Origin of the sequence: Domibacillus sp. A3M-37 (assembly GCF_024213455.1) — a bacterium.
GTDB lineage: Bacteria > Bacillota > Bacilli > Bacillales > Domibacillaceae > Domibacillus > Domibacillus tundrae.
This window is the reverse complement of record NZ_JANAVL010000003.1, coordinates 58,071-73,355: the sequence shown is the minus strand read 5'-3', so window position 1 is coordinate 73,355 and position 15,285 is coordinate 58,071. Positions and strand designations below refer to the sequence as shown.

General features: G+C 43.5%; 20 protein-coding genes and 1 pseudogene. 13 read left to right on the top strand and 8 right to left on the bottom strand.

Annotated elements, in window-relative coordinates:
* Positions 1-123 precede the first annotated feature (123 nt).
* Positions 124-1,842 (top strand): acetate--CoA ligase, encoded by a 1,719-nt coding sequence (acsA, locus tag NLX67_RS07215; RefSeq protein ID WP_046179427.1) that lies wholly within the window; start codon positions 124-126, stop codon positions 1,840-1,842.
* 65 nt (positions 1,843-1,907) lie between these two features.
* Here the strand turns inward: acsA and NLX67_RS07210 are convergent, their stop codons facing one another.
* A complete protein-coding gene (locus NLX67_RS07210) occupies positions 1,908-2,204 on the bottom strand; it encodes a spore coat protein (RefSeq protein ID WP_254310913.1) in 297 nt (98 codons plus the stop codon).
* Positions 2,201-2,407, bottom strand: coding sequence for a hypothetical protein (locus NLX67_RS07205; RefSeq protein WP_254310911.1), 207 nt, complete (start codon positions 2,405-2,407; stop codon positions 2,201-2,203). The genes NLX67_RS07210 and NLX67_RS07205 overlap by 4 nt, the downstream gene beginning before the upstream one ends.
* 150 nt (positions 2,408-2,557) lie before the next feature.
* Between NLX67_RS07205 and NLX67_RS07200 the strand changes: the two genes are divergently transcribed.
* The 3 genes from NLX67_RS07200 to NLX67_RS07190 are packed head-to-tail and all read left to right on the top strand — an operon-like array spanning position 2,558 to position 4,308.
* Positions 2,558-2,764 carry a spore coat protein gene (locus NLX67_RS07200; protein WP_254310910.1) on the top strand — a complete coding sequence of 69 codons (207 nt, stop codon included), beginning with the start codon at positions 2,558-2,560 and terminating at the stop codon, positions 2,762-2,764.
* Positions 2,765-2,782: 18 nt separating this feature from the next.
* Positions 2,783-3,142 carry a spore coat protein gene (locus NLX67_RS07195; protein ID WP_254310908.1) on the top strand — a complete coding sequence of 120 codons (360 nt, stop codon included), beginning with the start codon at positions 2,783-2,785 and terminating at the stop codon, positions 3,140-3,142.
* Positions 3,143-3,171: 29 nt separating this feature from the next.
* Positions 3,172-4,308 carry an alcohol dehydrogenase catalytic domain-containing protein gene (locus NLX67_RS07190; RefSeq protein WP_046179432.1) on the top strand — a complete coding sequence of 379 codons (1,137 nt, stop codon included), beginning with the start codon at positions 3,172-3,174 and terminating at the stop codon, positions 4,306-4,308.
* 17 nt (positions 4,309-4,325) lie between these two features.
* Here the strand turns inward: NLX67_RS07190 and NLX67_RS07185 are convergent, their stop codons facing one another.
* A complete protein-coding gene (locus NLX67_RS07185) occupies positions 4,326-4,901 on the bottom strand; it encodes a beta-class carbonic anhydrase (protein ID WP_046179433.1) in 576 nt (191 codons plus the stop codon).
* Positions 4,902-4,957: 56 nt separating this feature from the next.
* Positions 4,958-5,278 (bottom strand): thioredoxin family protein, encoded by a 321-nt coding sequence (locus NLX67_RS07180; protein WP_046179434.1) that lies wholly within the window; start codon positions 5,276-5,278, stop codon positions 4,958-4,960.
* Positions 5,279-5,355: 77 nt separating this feature from the next.
* Between NLX67_RS07180 and queF the strand changes: the two genes are divergently transcribed.
* Positions 5,356-5,853: a preQ(1) synthase gene (gene queF, locus NLX67_RS07175; RefSeq protein WP_254310906.1), complete on the top strand. Its 498-nt coding sequence runs from the start codon at positions 5,356-5,358 to the stop codon at positions 5,851-5,853.
* 254 nt (positions 5,854-6,107) lie between these two features.
* Positions 6,108-6,413 carry a hypothetical protein gene (locus NLX67_RS07170; protein ID WP_254310904.1) on the top strand — a complete coding sequence of 102 codons (306 nt, stop codon included), beginning with the start codon at positions 6,108-6,110 and terminating at the stop codon, positions 6,411-6,413.
* Positions 6,414-6,817: 404 nt separating this feature from the next.
* Here NLX67_RS07170 and NLX67_RS07165 read toward each other — a convergent pair.
* A pseudogene (locus tag NLX67_RS07165) lies at positions 6,818-7,126 on the bottom strand (bile acid:sodium symporter family protein); the annotation flags it as partial.
* Between the two features lie 214 nt (positions 7,127-7,340).
* Here NLX67_RS07165 and NLX67_RS22755 point away from each other — a divergent pair.
* Together NLX67_RS22755 and NLX67_RS07160 are read left to right on the top strand one after the other, a co-directional pair.
* Positions 7,341-7,463 carry a hypothetical protein gene (locus tag NLX67_RS22755; RefSeq protein WP_256519670.1) on the top strand — a complete coding sequence of 41 codons (123 nt, stop codon included), beginning with the start codon at positions 7,341-7,343 and terminating at the stop codon, positions 7,461-7,463.
* A 76-nt stretch (positions 7,464-7,539) separates the two neighbouring features.
* Entirely contained in the window at positions 7,540-8,196 is a 657-nt protein-coding gene (locus tag NLX67_RS07160) for a M50 family metallopeptidase (protein WP_254310902.1), read from the top strand.
* An 87-nt stretch (positions 8,197-8,283) separates the two neighbouring features.
* Here the strand turns inward: NLX67_RS07160 and NLX67_RS07155 are convergent, their stop codons facing one another.
* Positions 8,284-9,534 (bottom strand): erythromycin esterase family protein, encoded by a 1,251-nt coding sequence (locus tag NLX67_RS07155; protein WP_254310900.1) that lies wholly within the window; start codon positions 9,532-9,534, stop codon positions 8,284-8,286.
* Positions 9,535-9,714: 180 nt separating this feature from the next.
* Between NLX67_RS07155 and NLX67_RS07150 the strand changes: the two genes are divergently transcribed.
* Complete coding sequence (locus NLX67_RS07150; protein ID WP_046181194.1) at positions 9,715-9,930, top strand: DUF378 domain-containing protein; 216 nt, start codon at positions 9,715-9,717, stop codon at positions 9,928-9,930.
* 188 nt (positions 9,931-10,118) lie between these two features.
* Entirely contained in the window at positions 10,119-11,393 is a 1,275-nt protein-coding gene (locus tag NLX67_RS07145) for an S-layer homology domain-containing protein (protein ID WP_254310898.1), read from the top strand.
* 226 nt (positions 11,394-11,619) lie between these two features.
* On the opposite strand, the gene NLX67_RS07140 is transcribed toward NLX67_RS07145, so the two are convergent.
* Complete coding sequence (locus tag NLX67_RS07140; protein ID WP_375143356.1) at positions 11,620-12,786, bottom strand: MFS transporter; 1,167 nt, start codon at positions 12,784-12,786, stop codon at positions 11,620-11,622.
* A gap of 123 nt (positions 12,787-12,909) precedes the next feature.
* On the opposite strand from NLX67_RS07140, the gene NLX67_RS07135 reads away from it, so the two are divergent.
* On the top strand, positions 12,910-13,080 hold the full coding sequence (locus tag NLX67_RS07135) for a hypothetical protein (RefSeq protein WP_172645595.1): 171 nt from the start codon (positions 12,910-12,912) through the stop codon (positions 13,078-13,080).
* Between the two features lie 177 nt (positions 13,081-13,257).
* On the opposite strand, the gene NLX67_RS07130 is transcribed toward NLX67_RS07135, so the two are convergent.
* The gene (locus NLX67_RS07130; protein WP_046181114.1) at positions 13,258-13,458 is read right to left on the bottom strand and encodes a cold-shock protein; all 201 of its coding nucleotides are present in this window, start codon (positions 13,456-13,458) and stop codon (positions 13,258-13,260) included.
* Positions 13,459-13,762: 304 nt separating this feature from the next.
* Between NLX67_RS07130 and NLX67_RS07125 the strand changes: the two genes are divergently transcribed.
* Entirely contained in the window at positions 13,763-14,362 is a 600-nt protein-coding gene (locus tag NLX67_RS07125) for an FAD-dependent monooxygenase (RefSeq protein WP_254310894.1), read from the top strand.
* Between the two features lie 300 nt (positions 14,363-14,662).
* Entirely contained in the window at positions 14,663-15,232 is a 570-nt protein-coding gene (locus NLX67_RS07120) for a TetR/AcrR family transcriptional regulator (protein ID WP_254310891.1), read from the top strand.
* The last annotated feature ends 53 nt before the right edge of the window (positions 15,233-15,285 follow it).

The following is a 15,285-nucleotide window of genomic DNA, read 5'->3' as shown; positions in this document are numbered from 1 at the left end:
GAAGTGAAGAGCATCAGTGGCAACACTGGTGCTTTTTCTTTTTTCAAAAATCATTTTTACTGTGATTATTCATATTATGGTATACTCAAAATGTATTGTTATAGAACAAGGGGGGGAGAAAAGATGAGCGTTCAATTTAGCCAGGAGATGGCCGCACTGCCGGAAGATGCTAATTTACGCGATTACAAGAAAGCGGTTACAGAGGCGGATTGGGGAAAAGTATCAGAGCATTTTACTTGGTTCAAAACAGGCAAAGTGAACATGGTCCATGAAGCGATTGACCGTCATGTGGAAGAAGGAAAAGCAGACAAAATCGCTCTTTACTTTACAGACGGAAAACGCGATGAGCAGTATACATATGAAGAAATGAAAGTGAATTCGTGCAAATTTGCCAATGGCTTAAAACATATTGGCATTGAAAAAGGGGATCGCGTCTTTATTTTTATGCCGCGCAGCCCAGAGCTCTACTTTGCGATGCTCGGCATTATCCGAATTGGCGCAATTAGCGGGCCATTATTCGAAGCGTTTATGGAAGAAGCCGTGAAAGACCGTTTAGAAGACAGCGGTGCAAAAGCAGTCGTAACGACACCTGAGCTGCTGGAGCGTATTCCGTTTCACGACTTGCCGGATCTTGAAAAAGTGATTGTTGTTGGTGGACAAGAAACAGACGAAGAACACATCATCTCATTTGACAAACTGATGAGTCACTCAGATGAGTATGTCATCGAATGGGTGGATCGTGAAGATGGGATGGTCATCCATTATACATCTGGCTCAACCGGTAAGCCAAAAGGGGTATTGCAAGTGCATGATGCGATGGTGCATCAATATTTGGCCGGCAAGTGGACGTATGATTTGCATGAAAATGATGTATACTGGTGCACTGCCGATCCAGGCTGGGTAACAGGGACGTCTGCCGGCATGTGGTCCCCGTGGCTGAATGGTGTGACGAATGTACTTCGCGGCGGCCGCTTCCGGGCAGAAGAGTGGTTTGAAACGCTGGAAAAATACAGGGTAACTGTCTGGTTTAGTGCACCGACTGCGTTTCGCCTGTTAATGGCATCCGGCAACGAGCTGCCAAAACAATATGACCTGTCAAAATTGCGTCATCTTTTATCAGCAGGCGAACCGCTTAACCCGGAGGTCATTCGCTGGGGAGCAGAAGCATTAAACATGCGCATTCACGATAACTGGTGGATGACCGAAACCGGTTCATCGGTTTGTGCCAATTTCCGCTGTAACGTCATGCGTCCCGGCTCAATGGGCAAACCGCTTCCCGGCATTGAAATGTCGATTATTTCGGATCAAGGTGATGAGCTGCCGCCAAACCGGATGGGCAACTTAGCGATTAAACCGACGTGGCCGGCCATGATGCGGAAAATTTGGAACAATGATGACAAATATGAAAGCTACTTTTTAAACGGCTGGTTTGTGACCGGTGACTCTGCTTATAAAGACGAGGATGGCTTTTTCTGGTTTGAAGGACGCGTCGATGACGTCATTAACACGTCAGGAGAACGAGTTGGGCCGTTTGAAGTGGAAAGTAAATTGGTGGAGCATCCGGCAGTTGCGGAAGCTGGTGTAATCGGAGTTCCAGATCCGGTCCGTGGAGAAGTGATCAAAGCTTTTATTACATTGAGACCGGGTTATGAAGAAAGCAAGGAGCTGCTTGAAGAGATTCGCCAGCACGTAAAAACAAAGCTTGCTGCTCATGCGGCGCCAAAAATGGTTGAAGTACGCGATTCGATACCGAAAACGAGATCCGGCAAAATCATGCGCCGCGTATTAAAAGCATGGGAGCTCGGACTGCCCACAGGTGACCTGTCCACAATGGAAGAGTAAATAGAAAAGAGAATCCTGCTTGAGCGGGATTCTCTTTTTTATGCATAAAACAATATATTCTTTCCTTATTTCACAAGGCCTTGAGTTGTCTGTGCAGTAGCAGCATCGATTTTTGCCTGCTCATCTAAGTTATAGGGATGGTAGTATTCTTTTTCCATCATATACTTGCTGATGCCTTCATGAGTGGAAACAGCTGCCATCAGCTGCTCACGCAGGGCTGACCTCAATTCAGGCGTTACGGCTTCTGTGAGCGCATATGCATATGCTTTTACACCGGATTTGGAAGAAATTAAAAAGTCGGATGCAATAACCTGGTCCGTCAAGCCGCCCATTCCTGTCATGTTTTTAAATAAATCATTCATTGGTTGCTTTCTCCTCCCGGTAAAAATTGCTTCAGCTGCTGAAGCTGCTGCTGGCCTGACTGTGCATCTGCATCCAGCAGTGCTTTTAATTCAGGATCCTGCGCCAGCGAACTCATCGTGAAAGATTTTGTTGTACATACGCTTTTAAACATGGCTAATTCATGTACCTCTAGCACTTCATGCTGTCCTAAACCGTTTTGCATATTTATCACCCTTCCAGTTATTCATATACGCTTCTTATTGTGGCTTTTTGCTTTCTGCTTATTCAACAATTAGCGAATTTCATTTCTGTGCATAAAACGGAAAAGGAAAAGGAAAAATGAATAGTGTGACTAACTATGGGGGTGATAAATATGGATCAAAACGGACTGGCTTTTCATGAAACAATGGAGCTGCATGAAATGGTGAACTTTAAAACTATTTGTTTGCTACAGTCAAAATTAATGCAGGGTGTCTGCTTTGACAGCGATTTAAAAATGATGATGGAAAAAGATGCACAGCAGTCGATTCATCAAATGAACGAATTATTAGAGCTTTATAAGGGAGCCAGAGCATTTTAATTTTTGGAGGTGGAAAATGTGAATGATTATTTAGATCCGATTAATTCAGTGGGAATGCCGGAACTGGCGGATTCCGCTATCGCACTTCAATTTTTACTGTCTGTGAAAAATGGAGTTAGGAACTGTGCCGCTGCGATAACGGAATCTGCTACGCCAGAAGTCCGGTCAGTACTTATCAAACATCTGGAGCAGGGCATTGATCTTCACGGGGAAGTAACAGAGTTAATGCTGCATAAAGGCTGGCTCCATCCCTATAACGTGGACAAACAGGTTCAAATGGATATAAAGTCTGCCGAAACAGCTGTAGATATCGGCCGGCTGCCGCTCTTCCCGAATAATACAAATCGAAAAGGGTTATTTCCAACCCCGCCAAAATAAACACTACTACCGTGGAGGAGGCTTAACAAATGAAAGCTGTCACATTTCAAGGCGTAAAAGAAGTTGTTGTAAAAGAAGTAAAAGCGCCCACTATTCAAAAACCGGATGATATTATCGTCAAGCCTACATTAACGGCAATCTGCGGTTCTGATTTGCATTTGATTCACGGCATGATCCCGAATCTTCAAGAAGATTATATTATCGGACATGAACCGATGGGAGTCGTAGAGGAAGTAGGCCCGGCTGTCACAAAGGTGAAAAAAGGGGACCGTGTGATTATTCCATTTAATATTAGCTGTGGGGAATGCTGGTTCTGTAAGCATGAGCTTGAAAGCCAATGCGACAATTCCAATGATAACGGCGACATGGGTGCTTATTTTGGATATACCGGCACGACAGGAGGATATCCCGGCGGGCAAGCAGAATATATGCGCGTACCATATGGGAATTTTACACCGTTTAAAATCCCGGAAGACAGTGAAGTCGAGGATGAGAAGCTCGTTCTGCTTGCGGATGCCGCTTCAACCGCACACTGGAGTGTTGACAATGCCGGTGTAAAAGCAGGCGACACAGTCATTATCCTAGGCTGTGGACCGGTGGGATTGCTTGCCCAAAAATTTGCCTGGTTAAAAGGGGCAAAACGCGTGATTGCGGTCGATTATGTCGGTTACCGCCTTGAACATGCGAAGAGAACAAACAAAGTGGAAATTGTAAACTTTGAAGATGAACAAAATATTGGCAATCATTTGAAAGAAATGACAAGCGGCGGAGCAGATGTGGTTATTGACTGCGTTGGAATGAGCGGGAAAATGACGCCAATTGAATTTCTCGCCACCGGAATGAAACTTCATGGCGGCGCTATGGGCGGTCTTATTATCGCCAGCCAGGCTGTTCGTAAAGGCGGTACCGTTCAAGTAACCGGTGTATATGGCGGTGCATACAATGGATTTCCAATGGGGGATATCTTCCAGCGGAATGTTAATGTTCGAACAGGCCAGGCGCCGGTTATCCACCGCATGCCTCATTTGTATCAGCTGATCGCGGAAGGAAAAGTAGATCCGAGCGATGTAGTCACGCATATTTTACCGCTTGATGAAGCAAAAAAGGGCTATGAAATGTTCGACACAAGAACACATGACTGCATAAAAGTTGTGCTGAAACCATAAAAACAAAAAGAAGCGCCTTATAGGGCCGCTTCTTTTTTGTATCCATCAACAACAAGATCCAGTTTGCCCGTTGAAGGGTTAATAACAAGCCCGTGTACCGGGATAGAATCCACCATTAATGGATGGGACTTTACCATTTCTACGCTGTGCTGGACACTTTCTTCTACGCTGTTAAAGCCACTCAGCCATTTGTCTACATCAATTCCGGCGTGACGAAGTGTGTCTACTACTTCCTGCTGAATGCCTCGTTCCTTCATCGCATCGATCATCACATCGCTTGAAAGAGATCCCATGCCGCAATCGTGATGGCCGACAATTAATATTTCATCCGCTCGCAGCTGATACACCGCAACGAGAAGGCTGCGCATAATCGATCCGAATGGATGATTGACGATCGCGCCGGCATTGCGGACAATTTTCACGTCCCCGTTTTTGAAGTTCATTGCTTCCGTTACAAGCTCGACTAAGCGTGTATCCATACACGTTAAAATAACTACACGTTTGTCCGGGAATTTATCTGTCGCAAATTTTTCGAATTCCTTATTTTCTACAAACGTTTCATTAAACGATAAAATATCAGTCAGTAATGTCACTATTCTCTCTCCTTTCAGTTCTCACTTATTATTTTGAAGGATTTTATGTTTTTTTGTCAAACTATTTTCACGGCATCGGCAATACTTTTTCTTAAGCCCCCGATTGGAACAAAGCGCGCCACGCGGAATAATTCCTTGCCTTTTGCAAAGAAAAGTACAGCGGGCACGGAAAAAACAGTCAATTGGCCGGCAATGTCCGGCGCTATTCCCGTATTTGCATAAACAGATGTCACACTGGGAAACTCCTGCATAAGCGCTTTAACCTGCGGCAGCAGGGCATGACAAACGGAACAGCCAGGGCTTGAAACATAAAGCAACACTGCTTCGCTGGATGAAAGAACGTCTGAAAATTCCGTATATGAAGTTACGTGCTGCATTCGTACCACTCCTTTTTCTCATTGTAAACTGTCTCTGCTATAATGAAAAAGAATATGATTTATAAGGAGGCTCCGGCATGGCTGGACGAAAAGAAGAGGAACTGAAAGACATTACGCTGCTCGGCAATCAAGGCACAAAATACGTATTTAACTACGACCCATCCGTCCTGGAGACGTTTGACAATAAACATCAAAACCGCGACTATTTCGTAAAATTCAACTGTCCGGAATTCACGTCGCTTTGCCCGATGACCGGACAGCCGGACTTTGCGACCATTTACATCAGCTACATCCCGGATGTGAAAATGGTCGAAAGCAAATCGCTGAAACTATACTTATTTAGTTTCCGCAATCATGGCGACTTTCATGAGGACTGTATGAACATTATCATGAATGACCTCATTGAATTGATGGACCCACGCTACATTGAAGTATGGGGCAAATTCACGCCGCGTGGCGGCATTTCGATTGATCCGTACACAAACTACGGCAAGCCGGGGACAAAGTACGAAAAAATGGCGGAGTACCGGATGATGAATCATGATCTGTATCCGGAAACGGTGGATAATCGGTAAGGAAAAGGGAAAGAGCCTGGTCACACGAAATGTGACCAAATGTGTGACCACAAAAACAAAAAATATTGCAGGGTGTGACCACGGTAATCTGCGTAGAAAAAGAGGGATCTTTCAATAAGATTCCTCTTTTTTGTTAGCGTTGTATTCACCTACGATCACAACACACGATCACACTCTACCGCTTACTAGTCGGCTTTTTTATAATGTGCTACGATCAAATACATAAGTAACTAGAAAGGAGAAATGTTGTGAACTTGTCATTTGAACAAAAGGTCTCCATTTTTGAAGACGCTCAGTACAGTATGACTAGATATACGATCAAGCCAGGCAAAACCAATTTCAAATACAAAGGCAAGGTTATTGTGCGGGAGATGCGAGAAGGAAGCTCCGTTGCCTATGTATGGGGCAAAGACATTCAATTGTTTACGAATAACTACAGGGTTGATCCAAGAGGCTGGATATATGTTCACGAGTTTTCTGAAGAGGAGATTAGAGAGCTGCTACAACAAGTATTAACTAGAAGAGACCAACTACAGGATCAAAGGAGGAGCAGAAAATGAGTCACATATCAAAGTATTATCCACTTAGCCAGTACCTTCTACAACAAGAGAAAGATGGTAACAAGGGAACTTTTAAACGGTAATAGACCTAATTTGTTTTTTTATTGCCCTCATTTTTTAATCTTAACAATTATTTTCCTCCGTACACGAAGCGTTCATTTCTTTGCTTCAAACTGACATGCGGAATGTCAGTTCATAAAGTGTGACCATCGCTTTTATACGTAAAATAAGAGGCATTCCCATCTGGGGATGCCTCTTATTTATGGATTTGTTAAATATGAATGTTGATATTTCATCAAAAAGAAAAAGGGCTAAGTTTGGTCCTTTTGTATGTTTTATTTCCCTAACGCACCCCGTTAGAAAACTTCTCTCCCTGTGCATTGTGAAAACATAAAGCGAAAAAGTTAAATAGCTTTGGATTTCCCTTTTTTCATGGTTTCACTATTTATTTTTTGTGCTTTTTTAGCCCAATATGTTGCAATAAGAGGACCTGATATATTATGCCAAACACTAAAAATCGCACTCGGTACTGCCGTAATCGGAGAGAAATGGGCGGTGGCTAAAGCTGCAGCCAGTCCTGAATTCTGCATCCCAACCTCAATAGCAATTGCCTTTTGATCGGCATAAGGGAACTTGAATAATTTTGAAATCATAAAACCCAAGAACAATCCAATTAAATTATGTATAATAACTACTCCTAAAACTAGAAGCCCAAAGCCACTTTTATTCAAATTAGATTAATTATACTTTATATTCAGAATTTATTAAATGGCAAAATAAGAAAAAGCGAGGTTATGACCCGCTTTTAGCTGACTTTCTCTTTTTCTTTTGCTATATATTTTAGAATTAAATCCACTTTTATCGAGTTTAACACTTATTTGATCTTCTTTCTCTGCTAACGCATGCCGCGTTCTTGCGGCGAATAAGGTGAAGCCGAAAATCATTCAGGAGCGGCTTAGTCATAAAATTGTGACGGAAAAAGACGATGCTGGCGGCAGCGTCTTTTTTGCCGCAAGTATTCAAAGAGTGGAAGGCTTTGTTCACGCATGATAGAATAAGAAGCCTGCTGATTTGAAAAAAAGTTTAGCATTGAGAGAAGAGATATGTTGGTGAAGAAGGTGGTTTAATGACCGTTAGTCAGTTTATTTTATTTACAGCAGCCGCTGTCATATTGATTTATATCCCTGTGGCCGGGAAGTACTTCCGCCTTTTGAATACACTGCTGCATGAAATCGGCCATATGCTGGCCAGCCTTATGTCAGGCGGCGGCATTTATCATGTTCACCTTTTCCAGGATACGAGCGGTGTAGCTTATACGACTACTTCTAATCGTTTTACTTCAATTTTTACAACGCTTGCCGGTTATCCTTTTGCATCGGCGGCGGCTTTTACGGCTTATTGGGCATCGTCACATGGTTACACGGAGTGGCTGTATTATGCGCTGTTTACTGTTTTAGCGGTCAGTTTGCTGTTCTGGATACGCAATTGGTTCGGTTTTTTCTGGATTGTTGCTTTTTTGGCGGGGACAGCAGCCGTATACCGTTACGCGCCTGAGACGATTGGGCAAAAGTATATGTATCTTATTACAGCCGTTTTGCTGGTGGAATCGATCCGGAGCAGCTGGGTGATCTTGTATTTAAGTATCGTTTCCCCTCAAAAAGCGGGAGACGCATCGGCGTTAAAAAGGTTTACCGGGATATCGAGCCGCCTGTGGGGACTGGTCTTTTTTATCCAAGCCCTGTATTTTGGTGTTTATTTGACCGGCAAGTTTTTAGCAGGATAACGAGCTTATCCGCATTTTAAATGATATGACGAAAAAGAGCAGAGAAATATTTTATCCACTCTTTTTGCTATGTTAAACAAATAGCTGTTAAAAAACATACGGAGACAAGGCGCTCGTTTCGTCGATGTGAATAAACGCATCATACCGTTCAGAAAGGCGGGAAGGGACATAGTTGCCGAAGCGCTCCATTTCCGGGTGGTAGACAACACCGATGGCACGATGTCCAATGGTTTCTTGAAACAACTCCCGGTTTTCCGGCGTAAACATCATGTATTTATTAAAGTCACCCGCCTGATGAACCATATCCTCCCAGCTGCCTGGCATCGCTTTTGGGACAGGCATGACTTCTATCGCTTCTCCCCATTTACCAGCTGCAATGACAGTGCCGCAGTGGGTGCCGAAACCAATTGCATAAACCTGATCCTGTCCATACTTTTCACGGGTAAGCTGTCCGACATTCACCATTCCTTCCTGCGCCATATCGGTCGCGCGGGCATCTCCAATATGGGTATTATGTTCCCAAATCACCCCTTTTGATTCTGGCCCGTAATACGTACCAATGTAATCCAAGGCTTCAACCATATGGCGGTCCCTTATGTTCCATGATTCATTTCCGTTTGTCACCATTGCGTGGTAATAAGCCTCTGCGTTACTTGCCACAAGAGCATTCACCTGCATGTTAAGGGAAGACTCGGGATTGTTGTCATAGGTTTTTCGATTTTGCTGAATCGTTTCCAATAGATCCATCACTTCGCTCATGCAGCTTTCCCCATAAAAGGCGGCCGAAATACCGTATTGCTCCGGCTGCCGGTGAAAAGGTTCAAAGCATTCAAATGCTTTCTTCGCTTTATCGACGGCTGGAGAATTTATTTTTTCCAAATATTGAACAACGGCTTCCATGGACTCCCAAAGGCTATAAACATCCATGCCATAAAAGCCGACTTGTTTGTTTTGATTGCGGTTAAAGGCACGAAGCCACTCAACAAGGCGGGTGACCTCCTCATTAGCCCACATCCAAGCAGGCCAGCGGTGAAAGGAATGCAATGCTTCCACTGCATTTGAGTACTCGGGAGCATTTCCCTTAATATAGCGGTTTACTTCAAAACAGGCAGGCCAGTCTCCCTCAACCGCTACGAAAGAAAACCCGTGTTCTTCAATCAGCTTTTTCGTAATTTCAGCCCGGGTTGTGTAAAATTCAGATGTTCCGTGTGAAGCTTCTCCAAGTAATACATATTTAGCATTAGCGGCCGCTTTAATGAGCGGTTCCAAATCAGCCGTGTTGGCAAAACGAACAGCGTGCTGTTTAATGTGTTCTACGTATTGAACTGTTTTAATCATTTTTTCACCTCTAATGTTTTTCTTAGTATGACCATAATAAACACCTTAATTGCTTTTCACATGTTTTCTGTAGAATAGTCCGTCGTACCTTCTGTTTTCTAAAACCTTCACACATTTATATGTTTATTATTGGCTATAAGGGTAATAATAACTGCGAAGTGGCGAAAGGAGGTTCAGAAAATGAGATCGCTTGATTCCATTGCTCTTATATTGTTAATTATCGGCGGCGTTAACTGGCTGCTGGTTGGCTTGCTCCAATTTGATTTAGTGGCTTCCATTTTCGGTGGACAAGATGCTCTTCTAGCAAGAATTGTTTATATACTTGTTGGATTGTCTGCATTGTATTCGCTAAAATTCTTGCCGTTAATTAACCGTGATGAAGTCCGCCATACTTAACTCATTATGATTCACTGAAAATGCATACGAAGACAAAAGGCACCTCTAGCAAGGGGTGCCTTTTCTTTTTGGCTAAAGTACTGGAACAAGAAAGAGAGCTAGTCAAAAGTTGTTGTTATTAAAGTATATATTTACTATAATTAGCATTTAGCAATTAATTGAATTTAAGAGAAAGGTAGGAAAGAGATTTGAGTAAAATAAGAAAGGCGGGCATCGTCTTTATTGTTATGCTCCTTGGACTGACTTTACTGAATGGACAATCTGATTTTGTAAAAGCAGAAAACAAGGGCGGGCCGCGGCCATTTACAGATGTGACATCCGCTTATCAGGATGCCGTCTCATTTGTGTTTGAAGAAGGAATTGCAAATGGTGTAAGCAGCACGCATTTTGGCGTATCTGCGCCGCTTAAACGGGCCGATGCCGCCATTATGATTGGCAAGTACATAGATGTGGAAACGGATTACCCTAATCCGGGCACAGCGCCATTTACAGATATGCCGGATCGTGCGGTTTCGGTTATTTCTTCCCTTCATCAAGCAAAAATCGTACAGGGAAAAACGAAAACAGCATTCGGCTCGTATGATACGGTGAAACGGGGAGAAGCGGCGATCATTCTTGCTAGAATTTTACCGGTGGTGACAGAACAGAAAGAAACAGTATTTACAGATGTTTCGGACCGGTATAAAGAAGCCGTGAATACGCTGACGGCTCACGGCATTGTACAGGGAAAAACAAACTCCCGTTATGGAACGAATGATCTTTTAACGAGAGGCGAGCTCGCTTTAATGATCTATCGCATTCATCTTTTAGAAGAGAAGCCTGCTCCAGAAGTTATCGCTTTTGGCGATAGTAATACAGAAGCGGATTATTTAAAAGGAGAATTTCCTGATTATCCGGAGCATAGATGGGCAGACCTTGTCGGCGCATTGAATAAAGGAGAAAGCGGACAGACAACCGCCGGCGCAATAAAGCGGTTTAAGCAGGATGTGCTGGACTTAAAGCCGGAAACAGTAGTTATTATGTTTGGCATAAATGATGCGCTCATCAGAGTGGATGGAAAAATTCAAGTGAGCAAAGAGGAATTTGAAAAAAACATAACGAGTATGGTTACACAATCCAAACGAGCAAATATCGATGTAATTCTTATGACAAATCCGCCAGTCATCGAAAATCTTTATTATAAATCCCAGCTTGAAAGAGACCCGAACATCGAAGGGCACTATACGGATAAAGGCGGCTTGCGGAATTGGGTGAACAGCTATAATGACATTATTCGAAATATAGCCAAAGAACAAAACGTGCCACTTGTTGACAATTATGCGAATGCGATATTGAAAGCAGGAGGTTCAACAGATACGCTTATTTCTCAAAGCAGTTTGGTTGATCCGCTGCTCGGCATCCATTGGACACCGAAAGGGCACAGCATGGTGGCTTATTCTGTGGAGCATTATTTGGCGAAATAAGAAATAGAAGATGGCGCAATTCACTTGAAAAGCCGCGCGTTTTCTTGTGGAAATGGTGCGATAACGTATATATTGCGCCATTTTGCTGCTTAATCGCGCCGAAATGACCGGAAAATCCGCCATGATCTTGGGGAATTGCGCCAATCTTTTTTTGCTTTAGGCTTGTAAAAATTCCTTTTTTCATTTGTCTGAAAAAATGGCAGTAAATCAAAAACCGCGCGAAGGGTTAAATTCCTTGCGCGGTTTTTGATTTCACAGCATAATAACGGTACAAAATAAAGGCAATCGCTGATAAGAGAATGCCGAGAATATACGGCAGACCGGCTGCGATCGAAAAAAGCCAGCCGCCGAGCGGCGGACCGGTAATTCTTCCGAGTGAATCAAAGGAGGAAAGAAGACCAGTTGCACTGCCATGACCAGCAGTCGATATTTTTGTAATAAGCGATGAGACACTTGGCCGGATAAAGCCATTGCCAATGCCGAAGATGGTTAAAAAAAGAGCGGCTGTTGCAAAGTCGTCTGTGAGGAGGATGAGCGCAAAACCAATAGCCGAAATGGCGATGCCAAGCTGGATGGTGAAACCCTCGCCGCGTTTTTTCGTCAGGCGTCCGACGAGACCACCTTGTACAATCGCGCCGGCAAAGCCCATAATCATAAAAATATAACCTAGTTCAACGGTCCCCAGCCCCGCTTTTTGTGCTGCAAAATAAGCAAATGTCGCTTCCAGGCCGGCCAAGGAAATCGAGACAAATAATTGCAGAAGAAATAAAATGGCGGATGGTCCGCTAAATGCCAGCCAGCGTGAAGTTCCTGATTCGTTTGATGTCTTTCTTTTTTCTTTCGGCAGCGATTCTTTTAAGAAAAAAAGCACAACAAAAAAGGTCAATAAAGACGAGAAGCCGGCGATGTAAAACGGTACGGAGAGATCAGCTTTTGAAAAAATACCGCCAATCGCTGGGCCGAAAATAAAGCCTAGGCCGATCGCCGCGCCAATGATGCCCATTCCTTTGCCTCGATCTTCAGGTGTGGTTACATCCGCCACGTAGGCCATGACAGTCGGCATGTTGGCGGCAGAAAGAAACCCGCCGATGATACGGGCAGCAAACAGCATCCAAAGCGAAGAAGAGACTGCCATTAAAAAGAATGACAAGGCAAGGCCAATGATGCCGATCATCATGACCGGCTTGCGTCCGATTCGGTCGGACACACGTCCCCATACAGGCGCGAATAAAAGCTGCATAACGGAGTAGACCGCCATAAGCCAGCCGAGTTCCGCCGGCGATGCGCCTATGTTTTCAGCGTAAAATGGCAAGACGGGAATAATGATGCCGAAACCGACCATCACAAGAAACATGACAGCGAATAAAATAGGCAATGGTTTTTTTGCTTTCAAAACAAGCCTCACTCCATTTCTGGTCAAACGGTTTGAGGAAAGTGTATCATATATAGGGATGATTAAAGCAAAACAATGAAAAAAATGATACACTATAAAAAAGAAATGTGGAGGGAAATAAACATGACTGAAAAAAAAATGACACTTCAAGAAGCGATGATGAAAAAATTGGAAGAGAAAAAAGCACAGAATGCAGGCGGCAAAGCGAATGGAAGCTTTAATAATTCAACGAAAAAACTGCAAAGCCAGCAAACAAAAAAAGTAAGTAACTCACGCCGGAAGATGGGCGTATAATTCGCCGCTTGAAAATAAACGCACTATGAAAAAGATATTGTGGTATACTCAATGTACCATTTAACAATCCATGTTGATGCAGCCCTCTGTTTATTCAAAACAGAGGGCTTTCCGTTTTTAAACATAAAAAAACAGACTCTGTAAGGAGTCTGTTTTTTTATGTTTAAAAAAGCGAAATTACGCTTTTTCTACGTTTGTTGCTTGTGGTCCACGTTGGCCTGCTTCAACATCAAATGTTACAGCTTGACCTTCGTCTAAAGATTTGTAGCCGTCGCCTTGAATAGCTGAGAAATGAACGAATACGTCATCTCCAGATTCGCGTTCGATAAAACCAAAACCTTTTTCTGCGTTAAACCATTTTACTTTACCTTGTTCCATGTGTGTTTCCTCCTCGTGTGCTGTGCACACATTGTGTTACTATCCTTGCTCAATACTTCGAGATGGAAAGTGTATCACTTAACAACTTTTTTCCGAACAAAAATAATTCTTCATTATCATAACAGGAATTTTAAAATAAAGCAAGCCGATCAATGAGGAAAGAAAAAGAAAATACGCAATTAAATAAATTCAATATTCAGAAAGTTTGTCAACCTTTCTGACAAATGTTAAGACAGACAGATTTTTATCATATATGCTGTATCCAGAAGAATCGAAATGAAAATAAGTTGAAAGGAAGATGGAAATGGACATCGCTGCAATCGCAAGTCAACAAGCCGGTGCTGTGACATTGGAGACAGATATATGTATTGCAGGAGACGGGCCGGCTGGAATGATAATGGGGCTTTTTTTAGCGAAGCAGGGTATGAACGTTATCGTTTTGGAGAAGAGCACGGATTTCCATCAGCCACACCAGCAAATGAGCGATCCATCGTTCATGCAGCTCATGTACGAGCTCCAGCTGCTCGACAATGTCGACCGGCATATTAAGCCGGCGATGCAGGAACTTTTATTATTTCTCCAAGAGGAGAAGATACAGCAGCTGTTAATGAAACCGCTATATAGACAAGATGGACATATGAATCGGATGGTATTACTGGCCCTTTATCAGCAGACGGACCAATTTCCGAATTTGAAGCTGCTGAAAGGTGTTTCTGTAAAAGGTGTTTTATACGATGATGATCTCATCGCTGGTGTGTTTGCCGAAACGGATCAGCAGGATCGCTATTTTATCCATTCAAAAATTACGATTGGAACGGATGGAGAACCACAGGCGCAAATCGATAGGAAGATATTCTCGGATAACATGCTTTGGGTGTCAGATGACATTCAAGGTGCTGTCTAGGAAGCGATGTGAAGAATAAAGAAAAGACCTGTCCATGCAGATCTCAGAGTGTAGACAAAGTTAGAAAGCAGGCTGATTGAAAACGGTCGGCTTTCAAGAAACGCCGCCGAGTGGGAAGCGGAGTGACTTTTTTAGGGGTCATGAGCATTCACGCTCGGCAAGTGACGTCGAAAGCGAGCGTTTGTCAACCGCCTGAGACCTGTCCCCGCAGGTCTTTTCTTATGGGAAAAATCCATTGTAGAATGAATGAGCCCCCCGTGATACACTTGTGGGAACAACAAGTCAAAGGAGCGGGTCGCCATGGGGCGAAAACGGGCGTTTACAGAAGACGAGCTGCTTGATACAGCTGAATCGCTCATCGTACAGCACGGCTACAGCACCTTCCATTTAAAGCTGCTGGCGAGCCATTTGCCGGGTGCGCGCAGCACTATTTATCAATATTATGCAAACAAAGAAGAAGTAGCCGCAGCCGTAATGAAGCGGGCGATGGTGCGGGCGCTGGTTAAGGCGGGATCCGTTGATGAAACGGATCCAATTAAAGCGCTGCAGCAGCTGCTTCATGTGTATATGGAAGAAGCAGATCTTCATTACTTTTTAGGCGATGCCCGAAAAGTAGATGTGGCACAATCGAAAAAAGCGGCGCAAAATGTCAATGAAGTGCTGTCAATGCTGAAACACTTGCGTGGACAGCTGGACCGGATTTTTGATGCCGCGCAAAAACAAGGTACTATTCGGTCGGATATACCGGTCTTTGTATTGGCAAGCCTATTTTTTCAACTTATTAATACACCAAATACATTGCAGCTGCCACCGCATGAATGGGCGGATTATTTATTTGCATTATGGTATGAAGGAAGCGGAGCACATTGACGCTTCTTTTTTTACACTTCGAATTTGACATAAGTGTCAGGAATAGAATTAAA